The organism is Actinoplanes sp. CA-030573 (assembly GCF_050951115.1).
GTDB lineage: Bacteria > Actinomycetota > Actinomycetes > Mycobacteriales > Micromonosporaceae > Actinoplanes.
Genome location: NZ_CP192038.1, coordinates 9,215,452 through 9,231,002, shown reverse-complemented (window position 1 = coordinate 9,231,002; position 15,551 = coordinate 9,215,452). Strand labels below are relative to the sequence as shown.

Here is a 15,551-nt window from a genome sequence, read left to right as displayed (position 1 = left end):
ATGCTGACCATGCACCAGGTGGCGCGCACCTACGACGACGGTCAGCCGGTGCACGCCCTGCTGCCCACCGACCTGCACATCGCGGCCGGCGACCACGTCTCGATCACCGGGCCGTCCGGATCCGGCAAGTCGACGCTGCTCAACATCTTCGGCCTGCTCGACGCGCCGTCGGCCGGCGCCTACCACGTCGCCGGCGTCGACACGGTGACCTGTGGGCCGGCGCTGCGTACCGCGATCCGGGGTCAGGTCTTCGGCTTCGTCTTCCAGTCCTTCCACCTGCTGCCCGGACGGACCGCCCTGGAAAACGTCGAGATCGGCCTGCTCTACGGGCCGCACCGCCGCCGGAAGCGCCGGCAGATGGCGGCCGAGGCCCTGGAACGCATGGGCCTCGGTCACCGGATGCGGGCCGACCCCCGGCAGCTCTCCGGCGGCGAGAGGCAGCGCGTGGCCATCGCCCGCGCCGTCGCCGCCCGGCCCCAGGTGCTGTTCTGCGACGAGCCGACCGGCAACCTCGACAGCGCTAACACGCAGGGCGTGCTGGCCCTGTTGCGGCAACTCAACCGCGACGGCCTGACCGTCGTCGTGGTCACCCACGATCCGACCGTGGCCGAGACGGCCGGGCGGCGGCTGCGGGTGACCGATGGCGTGGTGCGGGAGATATGACGAAACTCGATCACGGCGGCCTGCGGCTGCGCACCGCCCGCCTGCGCTGGGACGACCTGGTGTGGGAGGCCGCGCTGTCGGTGCTGCGCAATCCCGGCCGCTCGCTGGCGACCGTCATCGGGACCGTGGTGGGCGCCGCGGCGTTCGTGGCCAGCCTCGGGCTCGGCACCACGCTCGATCACCAGGTGTCGTCCAGCTTCGACGTACGGCGGGCGACCGAGGTGCTGGTGCAGCCGGAGAGCGACGGAACCGCGCCGACCTGGCTGACGACGGAAGCGCTGGACCGCCTGACCCGGCTGCACGGCGTGGTCGCGGCCGGGCGCCGGGTGCAGCTCAGCGAGCACACGATCCGCCGGACCGTTGACTTCAGCGACGACGGGGCCGCCGTCCCGATCATCGGCGCCGACCCGGCCGCGGTCCGGGTGATGGCTCCGGACCTGACCGTCGGCCGCACCTATGACGACTTCCAGGAGCGCAACGCCACCCCCGTGGTGCTGCTGTCCGAGCCGATCGCGCGGCGGCTGCACATCGGGCGTACCGGCGTCGCGGTCTTCCTCGGCGGCCGCGCCTATACCGTCATGGGCATCTACCACGACGTCGGTCGCCGGCCCGAGGCCATGACCGGCGTGATCGTGCCCTACTCCGTGGCGACGACGCTGCCGGGGGCCGAGACCGCGGGCACCGCCCATCCCGACGTCTTGATCGAGACCTCGCCCGGCGCCGCCCAGCTGATCGGCCGCCAGGCCCCGCTCGCGCTGCGGCCCGAGGCCCCCACCGAGCTGCGCGCGATCGCCCCGCCGGACCCGGCCACCCTCCGCCAGGAGATCGAGTCCAACGTCACCCGCTCGACCGCGCTGCTCAGCGCGGCCGCCCTGCTGATCGGCACCATCTCGATCGGCAACGCGGCCACCGCGGGCATCGCCGCCCGCACCCAGGAGATCGGCCTGCGCCGCGCCGTCGGCGCCGGCGGCAAGCACATCTTCCTGCAGCTGATCCTCGAGACCGCGGCGCTCGGCGCCCTCGGCGGCACCGTCGGCGTCGGCCTCGGCATCCTCACCACCTGCGTTGTCTCGCTGGCGAACGCCTGGACGCCGGTGATCGGCCTGTCGTCGGCCTTCGCCGCCTGCGGGGTCAGCGCGCTGGCGGGCCTGCTCGCCGGCTTGATTCCGGCCACCCGCGCCGCCCGCATACCCCCGGTGCGCGCGCTGCAACGCTGACCGCCCTCGCCGGCGTCAGCCACCGCGGCGATCCGCTCACCGTCACCGCGGATCGCCGCCGCACGGCAAAGCGGCCGCGACGTGCGTGTCGCGGCCGCCTCGGTGTCTCCGTCAGCGAGAGCTGTAGTTCGCGTTGTTGTTGCGGAAATCGTCCGCGCCCTCGCGGTCGCGGGTGAAGTCCCATCCGCCGGCCGACTCGCGGCCCGGGCGGCCGCCCATCGCGAAGCCGCCGATCTCCTGGCCGCGACGCCAGCCGCGGAAGTAGCCGGTGGTGTGGGCCGCGATGCTGGCCGCGTCCCGGACGATGCGCAGCGGGCGCTCGTCGCGCAGCGGGGAACCGGGCACCAGGTTGGCCTGCGGCACGCGCTTGGGCAGGCCGGCCGGCGTCTCGGCGGCGATCTCGGGGGTGGCCGCCCGCTCGGCCGCGCGCCAGCCGCTGTCGTTCGGGTTCGCCCAGTCGAGGTCGGCCGAGGTGTCACTGTGGCCGGTGAACCAGGCGGAACGGGCCGCCGCGAAGATCAGCAGGTCGCCGTCGTTGCCGTCGGCCGGGACCGGCGGCGTGGTGCTGCGGTCGAGCGCCGTGAGGGTCGTGCTGCTGGTCACCATGCCCGGGCTCATCGCGGCCGAACCGATCGATCCGGAGCTGATCGAGCCGGAACCCGCGGGGCCGGCGACGCTGCCGTTGCGCCGGGCGCCGTTGCGGCGGCCCTCGCCGTCGACCAGGCGCAGCGGCGGCGGGTCGGTGATCGCCGGCAGGTCGGTGACGGTCGCGTCGAGGCTGTTGCCGCCGGCCAGCTGGGAATCGACCAGGCGCAGGGCCGGCGGCTCCTTCGGCATGTCCTGCCACGGCGGCTTGACCCGGCCGGTGTCGGCCGGCGGCGCGCTGATCGAGGCGGCGGGGGCCTCGTCGCCGCCCTGGTTGATCAGCGGCCAGTTGGCCCGGGAGCCGGGCTCGGCCTGCTCGGGGCGCTGCGTCGGCATCGGCAGCGAGTAGTCGGTGGCGCTGCCGGCCGCGGGCGTCCGGGTGGACGGGCGCGGCGGGATGACCGAACGCTGGCGCTCGGCGCGGGCGCTGTTGATCGCCGCGTTCGTCAGCGTGGCCCGGAACGGCTGGCCGCTGTCGGCCGGCGAGACCGAGGCCGGCGGCAATGAACCGGACGAGAACGACGTCGGGGGGGCCGGCGGAAGCGAGCTGCCCGAGAACGAGGGCGGCGCGGTCGGCCCGGGCGGCACAGCCGGGGCCGGGGGCAGCGACGACCCCGCCGGGGGCAGTGACGACGCGGCCGGGGGCAGTGACGACGCGGCCGGGGGCAGTGACGACGCGGCCGGGAGGCCCGAGGCCGGACGGGCGGCCGGCGACGACGGCGCGGGCGCCGGGTTGCGCGAGCCGGGAACCGGGCGCGAACCGGGCGTGATCGGCGTCATGCCGGGCGGGGGCGGCGGCACCGAGACCGGCCGGTTGCCGGGCACGGGCGCGCGGTTGGGGAACGCGGCAGCGGCCGCCGGGGCGGCGGGCGGCGGGGTGACCGGGCGCGGCGCGAGCGGCGGCGGGGCCACCGGGTCGGGCGCGGCCGGCGGCGCGTTCATCGGCTGGGGCACGACCGGGCCGTTGCCGGTGCTCAGCGGCTCGCGGCGGCTGCGGCGGCCGGCGGTGCCGGGCACGGCCTGGAGCGCGGCCGGCGCGGTGGCCCGGCGGCCGGCCGAAGCCGGGGCGCTGCGGTCGCTGATCGTGCCGATCAGGGCGAGGCAGGCGGCGTCGCAGGCGCGGACGGCGGCGATGGACTTGCGGACGGTCTCGGCGGCGGCCGGGGCCAGCGACTTGTTGACCCCACCGCGGCGGGGCGACTCGCTGATCGCGACGTGCAGCGCGGTGACCGCGGCGATGATCTCGTCGTCGCCGCCGGCGCCGGAGCGGATCAGCTCGGTCGCGACCCGCTCGGCAACCTGCTCGGGCTCGGCGCCCTGAGCGGTGAGCCGGCCCGGCTCGGGCAGCGCGTCGAGCACGGCGAGCGCGAGCGGGTGGGCCGGGTCGGGGTAGGCGCGCAGCGCCGCCGGGTAGAGCTCGCGAAGGACCTCGCGCAGCGCGACGGCGGCGGCGTTCCGGCCACCGAGCATGGCGACGTGGGCGGCCAGCACCGGCTTGTAGCTCACCAGCTCGCGCGGGGTCGGCTGGTTGGCGGCGGCGATGGCGCCGGCCTGCAGGGCCCGGGCGAGGCCGACGGCACGGCGGGCGGCGGGCGGGGCCTGCATCTCCTCGACCGAGTCGTCGTCGGCGAAGCGCTCGGCGAAGTCGTCGGTCGTGTCGTCGTCGGCGACCACGAGCGGCCGGCCGGCGGCGGTGAGCAGCGAGGTGACCAGGTGGTCGTCGCTGTCGGCGGCGACCGCGGCGTCGGTGAATCCACTGGTCCGCTCCACGAGCAGCATGCCGAGCTCGGCGTAGCCGCCGGGGTCGTCGCTGATCTCGTGGACGCCGAGCAGCCGGCCTGCGTCATCCACCACGGCGATGGTCAGCTGCGCGGCCTGGGCCGCGCGTACCGATTCATCAGCCGACGCCAGACCGCAGTACACGCGCACGAGCGCCACGGCGTCGTCCTCCTCCCCGGTGAGACTTCAGTTCGCCTCACTTTTGGCCAAGCACTGATGGTCCCTGGTGAAGGGTCAGTCGCGCCAGTCCACAGCGGCAGAGATCTTGCCGATTACCGAACGCCAACCGAGGCTCGCCTGTTGTGCCCCGATTTTCTTCAATCGACGCCGACCGAAGAATCCGCCCATGCCACCGCTCTCCGCGGACCGGAGGGACTCGTCGAGATCATCGAGCGGCGAGCCGGGCGACAGGGCCAGGATCACCGGCTTGAGCCGGAGAGCGTACCCGAGGTCGCGGGCGATCTCGCCGGCCGCGATGAGCAGCGGCAGGTCCCACGTGTCATGCCCGCCGCGCAGGTTTTCCACCACGAGGTCGAGCTCGTAACGGTCGTCCGGCTGCGGGTCGATGTCGGTCGACTGTACCCGGTCGGCGAGGGTGGCCCAGCTGTCCAATTGTGCGAGGTCGTTCGGAGCACCCGAACGAATGAAGGACACCAGGGACTCCGGGGTCTTGAAGGCGAGCAGGCGGCCCTTGTGGCTGAGGAACATGGGCACTTCCTCATCGGCCGCCTTCTCCTCGGCCTCGTCCGTCTCGTCCTCGAAGTCGGCCGGATCGGGCTCCTCGGCCTCGGCCTTCTCCTTGGCGTCGCCGTCCTCGCCCTCGGCGAGCAGCGCCTGGAACTCCTCGTCGACGATGACCTCTTCGTCGTCCTCGACGGCCGCGCCGCGCTTGCGGGCGTCGAAGATGTCCTCCTCCTCGGCCTCGATCTCGGTCGGCGTCAGCTCGGACGCCAACCGGAAGGCGCGCAGGGTGAGGCCGACGCCGCCGGGCAGGGCGATCTCGACCGGCTCGATCCGGACCTCATCCCAGAGCTGCTGCCCGGAGAGTCCGGCAGACGACTTCTCGTCCACGGGCGCGGGCGCCTCTTCGTCGGACTGGCTGGCCACGGTGACCTCCGGGATGCGGATAAGTGCGGATGGGACGTTTGGACGGTGATTCTGCCGACACACCCTAGTGTGCGTGCCTGAGCGACGCCGACCGTCCCCCTCAGAATCCCTTCGGATGCCAGACCGTCTTGGTCTCCAGGAAGGCGGTCATCGGTCGCAGGCCCGGGTCGGCGGCGAAGTCGGCGCCGCCGGCCGGGGCGCGCAGCACCCGCTTGAGCGTGCCCGACGCCGAGCGCTCCAGCTCGGTGGCGAGCTCCGGGTCGTCGACGCCGGTGAGGTCGAGCCCGTTGACGTCGTCGTGCGAGGCGAGCCAGGGCGCGGTCTCGGCGGCCCGGCCGGTGAGGATGTTCACCACCCCGCCCGGTACGTCGGAGGTCGCCAGCACCTCGGCCAGCGTGATCGCCACCTGCGGGCCGGACGCCAGGACCACCACGGTGTTACCGGTGACGATCGCCGGCGCGACGACGCTGACCAGGCCGAGCAGCGAGGCCGGGGAGACCACGCCGACGACGCCGGTGGGCTCGGGGGCCGACAGGTTGAAGAACGGGCCGGCCACCGGGTTGGCGTTGCCCGCCACCTGGGCAATCTTGTCGGACCAGCCCGCGTACCAGACCAGGCGGTCGACGGCCGCGTCCACCTCGGCGGCCGGGACGCCGAGCGCCACGAACTCGCCGCGGCGGCCCTCGACCATCTCGGCGATCCGGTAGAGGACCTGACCACGGTTGTACGCGGTGGCGGCCGCCCATTTCGGCTGGGCCTTGCGGGCCGCGACGACCGCGTCCCGGGCGTCCTTGCGGGAGGCGAGAGCCACGTTGTCGCCGTCCACGAGATAGGTCCGTCCTGACTCGCTGCGGGGGAAGGCCCCGCCGACATAGAGCTTGTATGTCTTGCGCACCGAGAGCCGGGACGGCGAAGGCGCCTTGGTGGGTGCTGACTTAGGCAAGGTACGCCTCCAGGCCGTGCCGGCCGCCCTCGCGACCGTAACCGGACTCCTTGTAACCGCCGAACGGCGACGTCGGGTCGAACTTGTTGAACGTGTTGGCCCAGACCACCCCGGCTCGCAGCTTGTCGGCGACGGCCAGGATGCGGGAGCCCTTCTCGCTCCAGATGCCGGCCGACAACCCGTACGGCGTGTTGTTGGCCTTCTCGATCGCTTCCTCCGGTGTCCGGAACGTCAGCACCGACAGCACCGGCCCGAAGATCTCCTCGCGGGCGATCCGGTGCGCCTGGGTCACGCCGGTGAAGATCGTCGGCGCGAACCAGAAGCCGCGCTCGGGCAGCGAACACGGCGGCGACCAGCGCTCGGCGCCCTCAGATGCGCCAATTTCCGACAATTCGGTAATCTTGTCCAGCTGTGCGCGGGAGTTGATCGCGCCGATGTCGGTGTTCTTGTCGAGCGGGTCGCCCACCCGCAGCGTTGCCATCCGCCTCTTCAATGACTCGAGCAACTCCGAAGCGACCGACTCCTGGACGAGCAGGCGGGAACCGGCGCAGCAGACGTGCCCCTGGTTGAAGAAGATGCCGTTGACGATGCCCTCGACGGCCTGGTCGATCGGGGCGTCGTCGAAGACGATGTTCGCCGCCTTACCGCCCAGCTCGAGCGTCAGGCGCTTGCCGGTGCCGGCCACCGAGCGGGCGATCTGCCGGCCGACCTCGGTCGAGCCGGTGAAGGCGACCTTGTCGACGTCGGGGTGCTCGACCAGGTAGCGGCCGGTGTCGCCGGCGCCGGTGATGATGTTGACGACGCCCGGCGGCAGGCCGGCCTGGCGGCAGACGTCGGCGAAGAACAGCGCCGAGAGCGGGGTCGTCTCGGCCGGCTTGAGCACCACCGTGTTGCCCGCGGCCAGCGCCGGCGCGATCTTCCAGGCGAGCATGAGCAGCGGGAAGTTCCACGGGATGACCTGGCCGGCCACGCCCAGCGGCTGGGGGTCGGGCCCGAAGCCCGCGTACCGCAGCTTGTCGGCCCAGCCCGCGTAGTAGAAGAAGTGCGCGGCGACCAGCGGCAGGTCGACGTCGCGCGACTCCTTGATCGGCTTGCCGTTGTCGAGCGACTCGAGGACGGCCAGCTCACGGGAGCGCTCCTGGATGATGCGGGCGATCCGGAACAGGTACTTGGCCCGCTCGGCGCCGGGCAGGGCCGACCACGGGCCGAACGCGCGGCGGGCGGCGGCGACCGCCCGGTCGACGTCCTCGGGGGCGGCCATGGCCACCTCGGCCAGGACCTCTTCGCTGGCCGGGCTCACCGTCTTGAAGGTGTTCTTGCCCTCGACGAACTCGCCGTCGATGAACAGGCCGTAGGTGGGCTCGATCGTGACGATGGAGCGGGACTCCGGGGCGGGGGCGTATTCGAACATGACCTCAGTCCAGCGTGAAGTAGTCCGGACCGGCGTAGTGGCCGGTGGTGAGCTTGGTGCGCTGCATCAGCAGGTCGTTCAGCAACGACGAGGCGCCGAACCGGAACCAGTCGGGGGACAGCCAGTCGTCGCCGACCGTCTCGTTAATCAGCACCAGGTACTTGATGGCGTCCTTGGTCGTGCGGATGCCGCCGGCCGGCTTGACCCCGACCTGACGCCCGGTCTGCGCCCGGAAGTCGCGCACCGCCTCGAGCATGATCAGCGTGACCGGCAGGGTGGCGGCGACCGGCACCTTGCCGGTGGAGGTCTTGATGAAGTCGGCCCCGGCCATCATGGCCAGCCACGAGGCGCGGCGGACATTGTCGTACGTGCCGAGCTCCCCCGTCTCGAGGATGACCTTGAGATGGGCGTCGCCGCACGCCTCCTTGACCGCGACGATCTCGTCGTAGACCTTGGCGTAGTCGCCGGCCAGGAACGCGCCCCGGCTGATCACCATGTCGATCTCGTCGGCGCCGCCGGCCACCGCGTCGCGGGTGTCGGCCAGCTTCACGTCCAGCGGCGCCTGGCCGGACGGGAACGCGGTGGCCACGCTGGCCAGGTGGACGCCGCTGCCGGCCAGCACCGACGCGGCGACCGGGACCATCGCGGGGTAGACGCAGACCGCGGCGACCGCCGGGCAGGACGGGTCGGCGGGGTCGGGCCGCAGCGCCTTGGCCGAGAGGGCGCGCACCTTGCCCGGGGTGTCGGCGCCCTCGAGGGTGGTGAGGTCGACCATGCGGATGGCCAGGTCGATCGCCTGGGCCTTGGCGGTGGTCTTCACCGAACGGGTGCCGAGCGCCGCCGCCCGGGCCTCGACGCCCACCTTGTCGACCCCTGGCAGCCCGTGCAGCAGGGCTCGCAGGGTGGCGGCCGACGTCATTGTCGCAGTCATGAAAACGATTCTACGCAGGGTGCCGACAGTTGATCTTGGTTGACCGGTAGGTTGTGGCCCGTGGACGTACTCGTCGTAGATCACCCTCTGGCCCAGACCCGGCTCACCGCGATGCGCAACGCGGAGACCGACTCGGGCGTCTTCCGCGCGTCTCTGCACGAGCTCACCACGATGGTCGTGTACGAGGCGGCCCGCTCCTTCGCCACCGAGCAGTACCCGATCACCACGCCGGTCGCGCCCACCCAGGGCACCCGCCTGGCCAACCCGCCGCTGATCGTCCCGGTGCTGCGGGCCGGCCTCGGCATGGCCGACTCGGCGCTGGCCCTGCTGCCGGAGTCGTCGATGGGCTTCGTCGGCCTCGCCCGCGACGAGCACACCTTCGAGCCGCGCGCCTACATGGAGTCGCTGCCGGCCGACCTCGCCGGCCAGCCGGTGCTGGTGCTCGACCCGATGCTGGCCACCGGCGGCTCGCTGCTGCACTGCTGCCGGCTGCTGGTCGACCGCGGCTGCACCGACGTGATCATCTGCTGCGTGCTGGCGGCGCCCGAGGGCATCGAGCGGCTGGAGCAGTCGGGGCTGCCGTTGCGCCTGGTCACGGCCTCGATCGACCAGGGTCTGAACGACAAGGCGTACATCGTGCCCGGCCTCGGCGACGCCGGCGACCGCCAGTTCGGCGGCATGCGCCGATTTTAAGCCGGCTCGAGCCTAGAGCTCGGTGTAATCCCAGCTCACGGCCTTGCCACCGGCGAACGGCATGATGCCGTGGAAGACCCGCGGTGAGTCGGCGAACACCAGCGGCAGGAAATGCCGGTCCGACTCCCACATCGGCACCACCCCGGCCAGCACGTCGGCGACCGGGACCCAGTGCAGGCTGCCCTCCTCATTGCCGGAGACCGGTTCGCCGGTCCAGGCGGGCACGCGGAACAGGAACCCGAACCAGTTCTGCCCGTCGCGGCCGAAGCCGGGCCAGGAGATCGTGCCGGCGAAGTCGACCGCCGTGCAGGCGATGCCGGCCTCCTCGCGGATCTCCCGGCGCAATCCCGCCACCACGTCCTCGTCCGGCTCCAGCTTTCCGCCGAGGCCGTTGTAGTAGCCGTAGTGGATGTCGTCGGGCCGGGTGTCGCGCCGGACCATCAGGATCCGCCGGCGGTCGGGGGAGAGGACGTAGCCGAGCGTGGCCAGGACGGCCTGCATCCGGAAGCTCCTGTCGGTGCGGGGCGCGGTGCTAGGGTGTGCGCCGGCCGAACGGGACGGAAAGGGCGGGTAAACACGGTGCCGCTGCTGCGCGTGGTGCGAAACGCCGTGCCCCGACCGGTTCGCACCTTGATTTATAAGGCACTGCCGGCGGGCGTACGCAAGAAGGCCGTCCGCCAGGTCCGCGAACCCGACCCGATCGAGCTCGAGCTCGAGGCCGCGCCCACCGATCCGTACGCGTCGCCGTTCTCGGTGCGCACCGCCAACCTGGACCGGGTCGTCGACGCCCTCGCCGCCGCCGGCGTGCCCTGTTTCCGGGTCCCGGCCCAGAGCCTCGTGCACACCGTGGTGGCCGTCCCCGAGGAGCACCGGGCGCGGGCCGAGGCCGTGCTCGCCGAGCTGGCCGGCGCCGGCCAGGCCGGGGCCAGGCTGCAGCCGGTGCCGCTCGCGGAGGGTGAGGTGACGCCGCGCGAGCCGGTGGCGCCGGCCGGGGACGAGGCGGCGCCGGCGGCGGCCGATCCGGTCGCCATCGCCGTCTACTGGCCGGTCACCGACCCCGGCCGCCGCTTGCTGATGGGCGTCGAGTACGCGTGCCAGGTCGAGTTCTGGGCCGAGCGCGACGGCCGGCTCGAGGGGCCCCGCTACCACGCGTCGGTCGAGGCGGTGCTGCCCGGCGACGCCGAGGTGGAAGCGGAGGAGAGCGTCTTCGGCGACTTCCGTCCGTACGGGACGGGCCGTCTTTATCGCACCCGGGAGCCGTTCCTGCTCCCGCCGCTCGAGCACGTCGATTTCCCGATCGATGTCGTCTACACCTGGGTCGACGGCGGTGACCCGGCCTGGCTGGCCCGCAAGAACGCGGCGCTGGCCGAGAACGGCTGGGCCACCGGCAACCAGGTGGCCGCCAACAACTCGCGCTACCTCTCCCGCGACGAGCTGCGCTACTCGCTGCGCTCGCTGCACCTCTACGCGCCCTGGGTCCGGCGGATCTTCCTGGTCACCGACGACCAGGTGCCGGAGTGGCTGAACACCGAGCACCCGCAGCTGACCGTGGTGAGCCACAAGGAGATCTTCGGCGACGCCGGGAAGCTGCCGACCTTCAACTCGCACGCGATCGAGACCCGGCTGCACCACATCGAGGGCCTGGCCGAGCACTTCATCTACACCAACGACGACGTGTTCCTCGGCCGGCCGACCCCGCCCGGGCTCTTCTTCACCCCGAGCGGGCAGACCCGGGTCTATCTCTCCCGCCGCCGGATCGACGCCGGGCCGCCGACCGCGGGCGAGCCGCCGGTGCAGTCGGCCGGCAAGAACAACCGCGCCATCATCGAGCGCGAGTTCGGCCGGTTCCTCGCCTTCAAGATCAAGCACATCCCGCACGCGGCCCGGCGCAGCGTGCTCCGGGAGATCGAGGAGCGCTGCCCGACCGAGATCGCGGCGACGGCGTCGCACCAGTTCCGGCATCCCGGCGACGTCTCGCTGCTCTCGTCGCTTCAGCAGCACTGGTCGTACGCGAGCGGCCGGGCCGTGGTCGGCGAGGTGCAGTCGATGTATCGCGACCTGGCCGACCCGCTGCTGCCGAAGCGGCTGGCCAACGCCCTGCGCAAGCGCCATCACCAGATCTTCTGCCTCAATGACACGGACACCGATCCGGCGCAGGCCGAGGCGCAGCTGGCGGCGCTGGCCGAGTTCCTGCCGGCGTACTTCCCGTTCGCGTCGCCCTACGAGCGGTAGCCGCGGGCGGCCGCGGCCTCGTTGCGCGCGCTCCCGGTCTCGAACTGGCTCGGGATCGGGAAGTAGGCGCTCAGGAACGCCTCGATGATGCGGTACTGGTTCTCCGGCGCCACGTCGCCGTCGTGGTAGTCGTTCAGGCAGAACACCTCGTGGTGGCGCCGCTGGAGCATCCACTGCAGCTTGGGCAGCTGGCTCTCGAGGCTGACGTTGACGAAGCCGCACCGGATCGTGCCGGGCACGCTGCGCCCGGTCATCAGCCCGTAGTGGTGCGCGAACGAGGACAGCGGCGAGATGTCGTCGCGGGTGCGGAAGCGGGCCGCGGCGGTGGCCTGCCAGGCGTCGGCGAACTCCCGCTCGATCGCGTCCAGCGTGCTGCGGCGGTGCGGGTACGGCGCGTGCAGGAAGGCGTGGGTCAGGGACCGGCCGTACGCCCGCTCGAGCAGTTCGCGGTTGTTCTTGGCGGCGGCCGCGAAGATCTCGTCGTCGTCGGCGATCGGCGTGAACGGAATCGCGGTCGGGCTGGCGAAGGTGCGGGTCAGCCCGCCCTCGGCGAAGAACCGGTCGGGCCCGATCAGGCGGCCGAAGAACATGTCGTCGTTGAGGTAGAGGAAGTGCTCGGCCAGGCCCTCGATGTGGTGCAGCTGCGTCTCGATCGAGTGCGAGTTGTACGAGGGCAGCACCGACCGGTCGGCGAAGATCTCGGCGTGGTCGACGACCTGCACCCGGGGGTGGGAGAGGTCGAGCCAGTCCGGGGTCTGCCGGTCGGTGACGATCCAGATCTTGTTGACCCACGGCACGAACGTGTCGATCGAGCGCAGCGAGTACATCAGCTCGTTGCGCGACCGGAACCGCCCGTCGCCGTGCACGGCGTCCTCGGCCTCGAAGGCGATGCCCTGGGAGGCGGCCTTGCGCCGTTGCCAGTCCGGGTCCTCGCCGTCGACCCAGGTGTAGACCACGTCGACCGGGTCGGTGAACTCGCCGCCGAGCGTGCGGGTGAACGGCTCGATGGTGCGGTACCGCCGGTCGCGGACCTCGAACGTGGCCGGCGTCATCGAGGCCGGCGGGACGCGTACGCCGAGCACGCTGCCGCCGGGCACGACCAGGTCCTCGCTGTCCTCCGCCTTGGCCCAGAAACCGACGTGACAGCCGTACGCGGCGCCGGTGCGCAGCGTCCGCGAGGTGGTCAGCACCGGCGCGAAGACGCGGATCGCCGGCGCCTGCCGGACCTCGTCGACGGTGGTGGCGATGGCGGCCGGCCAGGCGCCCTTGGGCCGGCCGGCCGGGTCGAGCGCCTCGACGTAGACGGGCCGGTCGGGGAAGGCCGCGGCCAGGGCGGCCAGCGCGTTGTCCCGCTCCTCGACCGGCACCGCGACCCGGAACGTCGGCGTCGGCTGCCGGACGAAGAAGTACGGCAGGCCGGCCCGCTCGAACGCCTCGGACACCAGGTCGGCGTTGTCCTGCGCGACCTCGGCCGGGGTCAGGTCGTCGTCCAGCCGGGTCAGCTGGTACCCGGTCCAGACCAGCCGGGGGTGGGCGGCGTGCACGCGGGCGGCCCACTCCTCGGCCGTGCCGGTGGCCGGCGGCGCGTCGCCGACCAGCGCGACCGCGGTCGACTCCTGCGCGAGCTGGAGGGCCTGCGCGGCGCTGCGCCGCTCGACCCAGCCCGGCCGCCCGCGCCCGGCGAGCAGCTCGGTGTAGAGCGCCTCCCACTGCGGCATCACGGCGTCGACCGAGTAGCGCTCGACCGCGGCCAGACCGCGCTCGCCCAGCTCGTGGCGCAGCTCGACGTTCTCGATCAGCTTGCGGATCGCGGACGCCAGCTCGTCGATGTTGTCGGGCGGGACGAGCAGGCCGGTGACGCCGTCCTCGATGACCTCGCGCGGCCCGTTCGGGCAGTCGTAGGACACCGCCGGGACACCCGCGCCCATCGCCTCGATCAGCGTCAGCCCGAACGACTCCACCTTGGACGTGACCAGGCACATCGAAGCCTTCGACCATTCCTGGTCGAGCACGAAGCTGGGGCCCATCAGCTCGACGTTCTCGCCGAGGCGCAGCGCGTTGATGTGCTTCTGCACGATCCTGCGGTCGCCGTCGCCGAAGATGCGCAGCCGCCAGTCGGGGTGGTCGGTCACGACCTGGGCGAACGCGTTGACGGCGTGGTCGAACTGCTTCTCGACGGCGAACCGGCCGGCCATCATGACGGTCTTGTTCAGCCGGCTCGACCGCGGCCGGTAGCCGCCCTCGATCGCGTTCGGGATGACCGGCAGCCGCGGGGCGGCCTCGCCCAGCCGGTTGGCGAACCACTCCCGGGTGCGCTCGGAGAGCACGGCGATCGCGTCCATCCGGGCCGCGTAGATCGCGTACGGCTCGCCCGAGGACGCGCGCACCTCGGCCACCCGGTGCTCCTGGTGCACGAGCACGACCCGCCGCGGCGCGAGCGTGGCGGCCACGGCCATCAGCGCCGGCGTCGTGGAGACCAGGACGTCGGTGTCGGTCTCGCGCAGGGCGCTCTCCAGCTCGAGGTCGGTCAGCGCGTTGAACGCGCCCTCCCACTCGGGCCGGACCAGCTGGCTGGTCGAGGCGCTGAGCACACGGCACACCTCGTCGTCGAGCTTGCGCCGGACCGGGCGCTGGGTGCCGCCGCGGGAGTCGACGAGGAAGCGCATGCGCACCTTGCCGGAGAACTCGAAGGGCGGCTTGCTGCGGGTGCGGAACACGCCGATCACCTCGACCTCGTGCCGCTCCGCGAGCCAGCTGGCCTGCCGCAGGATGGTGCGCTCGGTGCCGCCCATCGCATCGCCCCAGGTGAGCAGATACGTGATCTTCATGCAGCCGTCCTTACAGCGGGCGACAGGCGAGCGTCAGCGCGCCGGCCGGGGAGAACGTGGCCTCGACCCGGACGACCTTGCCCGGCCCGGTCCAGACGATGGCCGGCGTGGGCCGGATGACCTTTCCGGCGTTCGCGAGGTCGTGCAGCTCGCGGCCGACGCGCAGGCGCCGGCCGCCGGTGCGCAGGAAGAGGCGCGCGCCGCCGCCGAGCTGGGCGATCTTGGCGAGTGGGAGGTCGCAGCGGACCCGGTCGGGCGCCGTCCGCTCGGTGGGCACGCTGACCTGGGCGGCGCCGCCACGCTTGACGATCTCGATCGTCGCCGGGGTCGCCGGCGGCCGCCCGACCAGGCGCACCTCGAGCGAGGCCGTCAGCCAGTCGAGGTCGAGCCGGCTCACCTCGGCCACCGGCGCCGGCGCGGCGACCGTGATGGCGAGCCGGCCGGACAGGCGCACCCGCACCCGGTATCGGCGACCGGTCTCGGGGTGCGGCGGGGACGGGACGGTGAGGCCGCGGGTGCCCGCGTCCTGCCGGCCGCCGAGGACCCTGAGCACCTGCTGACCGCCCGACCTGGTGGACAGGGCGACCTCCAGCAGCCACTGGGTGCCCGGGCGCAGCGCGAAGCCGCCGGGGTTGTCGTCGAGCAGCGCGGTGGCCTCGACCCAGAGGGCGCCGCCGGGCCCGGACCGGACCCGCGCCGGTGCGACCCGGCGGGTGTGGCCGCGGACCGCGCGCAGCTCGGCCGAGAGCACATCGTCGAACGGGACCCCGGGCACGTGCATATCGATGTTGAGCGTGCGGCCGTCGAGCACGGCGGCCAGGCGGGCCTCGGCGACGGCGTCGCCGGCGATCGCCTTCGTTACTTTGCGTAGAGGTGCGCGCTGCTGCCGGAGCTCGTGGCGCAGGCGGTCGACGCGGGGGGTGAGCTTGCGGTCGAGGCGGCGGGCGACGAGCGTGGCCTGGGGAAGACGGCGCAGGGAGCGGGCGGCGAGCTTGCGTGCGGAGTCGACCGACATCGACGCCTACTCCTCCTCCGGGAAGCCTGCTGGTGCAAGCCGGAAACCATAGTGCAGCCTCCGGTACGCGTCAATTTAACCTTCTGT

Annotated in this window: 12 protein-coding genes; 4 read left to right on the top strand and 8 right to left on the bottom strand. The window is 72.8% G+C overall.

Annotated features, from left to right (window positions below; translation table 11 throughout):
• Both ACQP2F_RS42710 and ACQP2F_RS42705 read left to right on the top strand, forming a co-directional pair.
• The gene (locus tag ACQP2F_RS42710; protein ID WP_433298165.1) at positions 1 to 663 is read left to right on the top strand and encodes an ABC transporter ATP-binding protein; all 663 of its coding nucleotides are present in this window, start codon (positions 1 to 3) and stop codon (positions 661 to 663) included.
• Positions 660 to 1,880 carry an ABC transporter permease gene (locus tag ACQP2F_RS42705; RefSeq protein WP_433298163.1) on the top strand — a complete coding sequence of 407 codons (1,221 nt, stop codon included), beginning with the start codon at positions 660 to 662 and terminating at the stop codon, positions 1,878 to 1,880. Before ACQP2F_RS42710 ends, ACQP2F_RS42705 begins: the two co-directional genes overlap by 4 nt.
• Positions 1,881 to 1,991: 111 nt before the next feature.
• Here the strand turns inward: ACQP2F_RS42705 and ACQP2F_RS42700 are convergent, their stop codons facing one another.
• The 5 genes from ACQP2F_RS42700 to deoC form a co-directional block, all read right to left on the bottom strand.
• Positions 1,992 to 4,463 carry a transposase gene (locus ACQP2F_RS42700; RefSeq protein WP_433298161.1) on the bottom strand — a complete coding sequence of 824 codons (2,472 nt, stop codon included), beginning with the start codon at positions 4,461 to 4,463 and terminating at the stop codon, positions 1,992 to 1,994.
• A 75-nt stretch (positions 4,464 to 4,538) separates the two neighbouring features.
• Complete coding sequence (locus ACQP2F_RS42695) at positions 4,539 to 5,411, bottom strand: DNA primase (RefSeq protein WP_433298159.1); 873 nt, start codon at positions 5,409 to 5,411, stop codon at positions 4,539 to 4,541.
• A gap of 100 nt (positions 5,412 to 5,511) precedes the next feature.
• Complete coding sequence (locus ACQP2F_RS42690; RefSeq protein ID WP_433298157.1) at positions 5,512 to 6,354, bottom strand: aldehyde dehydrogenase family protein; 843 nt, start codon at positions 6,352 to 6,354, stop codon at positions 5,512 to 5,514.
• Positions 6,347 to 7,765: an aldehyde dehydrogenase family protein gene (locus ACQP2F_RS42685; protein WP_433298155.1), complete on the bottom strand. Its 1,419-nt coding sequence runs from the start codon at positions 7,763 to 7,765 to the stop codon at positions 6,347 to 6,349. Before ACQP2F_RS42685 ends, ACQP2F_RS42690 begins: the two co-directional genes overlap by 8 nt.
• A gap of 4 nt (positions 7,766 to 7,769) precedes the next feature.
• Complete coding sequence (gene deoC, locus ACQP2F_RS42680; RefSeq protein ID WP_433298153.1) at positions 7,770 to 8,696, bottom strand: deoxyribose-phosphate aldolase; 927 nt, start codon at positions 8,694 to 8,696, stop codon at positions 7,770 to 7,772.
• A 60-nt stretch (positions 8,697 to 8,756) separates the two neighbouring features.
• Here deoC and upp point away from each other — a divergent pair, with 60 nt between their 5' ends.
• Positions 8,757 to 9,389, top strand: coding sequence for a uracil phosphoribosyltransferase (gene upp, locus ACQP2F_RS42675; RefSeq protein WP_433298151.1), 633 nt, complete (start codon positions 8,757 to 8,759; stop codon positions 9,387 to 9,389).
• 12 nt (positions 9,390 to 9,401) lie between these two features.
• On the opposite strand, the gene ACQP2F_RS42670 is transcribed toward upp, so the two are convergent.
• Positions 9,402 to 9,890, bottom strand: a complete 489-nt coding sequence (locus tag ACQP2F_RS42670; RefSeq protein WP_433298149.1) for an NUDIX hydrolase — start codon at positions 9,888 to 9,890, stop codon at positions 9,402 to 9,404.
• A gap of 129 nt (positions 9,891 to 10,019) precedes the next feature.
• Between ACQP2F_RS42670 and ACQP2F_RS42665 the strand changes: the two genes are divergently transcribed.
• Positions 10,020 to 11,621, top strand: a complete 1,602-nt coding sequence (locus tag ACQP2F_RS42665) for a stealth family protein (RefSeq protein WP_433298147.1) — start codon at positions 10,020 to 10,022, stop codon at positions 11,619 to 11,621.
• Here ACQP2F_RS42665 and ACQP2F_RS42660 read toward each other — a convergent pair.
• On the bottom strand, positions 11,609 to 14,449 hold the full coding sequence (locus ACQP2F_RS42660) for a stealth conserved region 3 domain-containing protein (protein WP_433298145.1): 2,841 nt from the start codon (positions 14,447 to 14,449) through the stop codon (positions 11,609 to 11,611). The two genes, ACQP2F_RS42665 and ACQP2F_RS42660, sit on opposite strands and share 13 nt — an antisense overlap.
• Before the next feature lie 10 nt (positions 14,450 to 14,459).
• Complete coding sequence (locus tag ACQP2F_RS42655; RefSeq protein WP_433298143.1) at positions 14,460 to 15,464, bottom strand: hypothetical protein; 1,005 nt, start codon at positions 15,462 to 15,464, stop codon at positions 14,460 to 14,462.
• Positions 15,465 to 15,551: the final 87 nt, after the last annotated feature.

Excerpts from the sequence above, each read along its gene's own strand:
- ACQP2F_RS42685 (WP_433298155.1), bottom strand. The coding sequence starts at position 7,765 with ATGTTCGAATACGCCCCCGCCCCGGAGTCCCGCTCCATCGTCACGATC.
- ACQP2F_RS42660 (WP_433298145.1), bottom strand. The coding sequence starts at position 14,449 with ATGAAGATCACGTATCTGCTCACCTGGGGCGATGCGATGGGCGGCACC.
- ACQP2F_RS42705 (WP_433298163.1), top strand. The coding sequence starts at position 660 with ATGACGAAACTCGATCACGGCGGCCTGCGGCTGCGCACCGCCCGCCTG.
- ACQP2F_RS42710 (WP_433298165.1), top strand. The coding sequence starts at position 1 with ATGCTGACCATGCACCAGGTGGCGCGCACCTACGACGACGGTCAGCCG.
- ACQP2F_RS42655 (WP_433298143.1), bottom strand. The coding sequence starts at position 15,464 with ATGTCGGTCGACTCCGCACGCAAGCTCGCCGCCCGCTCCCTGCGCCGT.
- ACQP2F_RS42670 (WP_433298149.1), bottom strand. The coding sequence starts at position 9,890 with ATGCAGGCCGTCCTGGCCACGCTCGGCTACGTCCTCTCCCCCGACCGC.
- deoC (WP_433298153.1), bottom strand. The coding sequence starts at position 8,696 with ATGACTGCGACAATGACGTCGGCCGCCACCCTGCGAGCCCTGCTGCAC.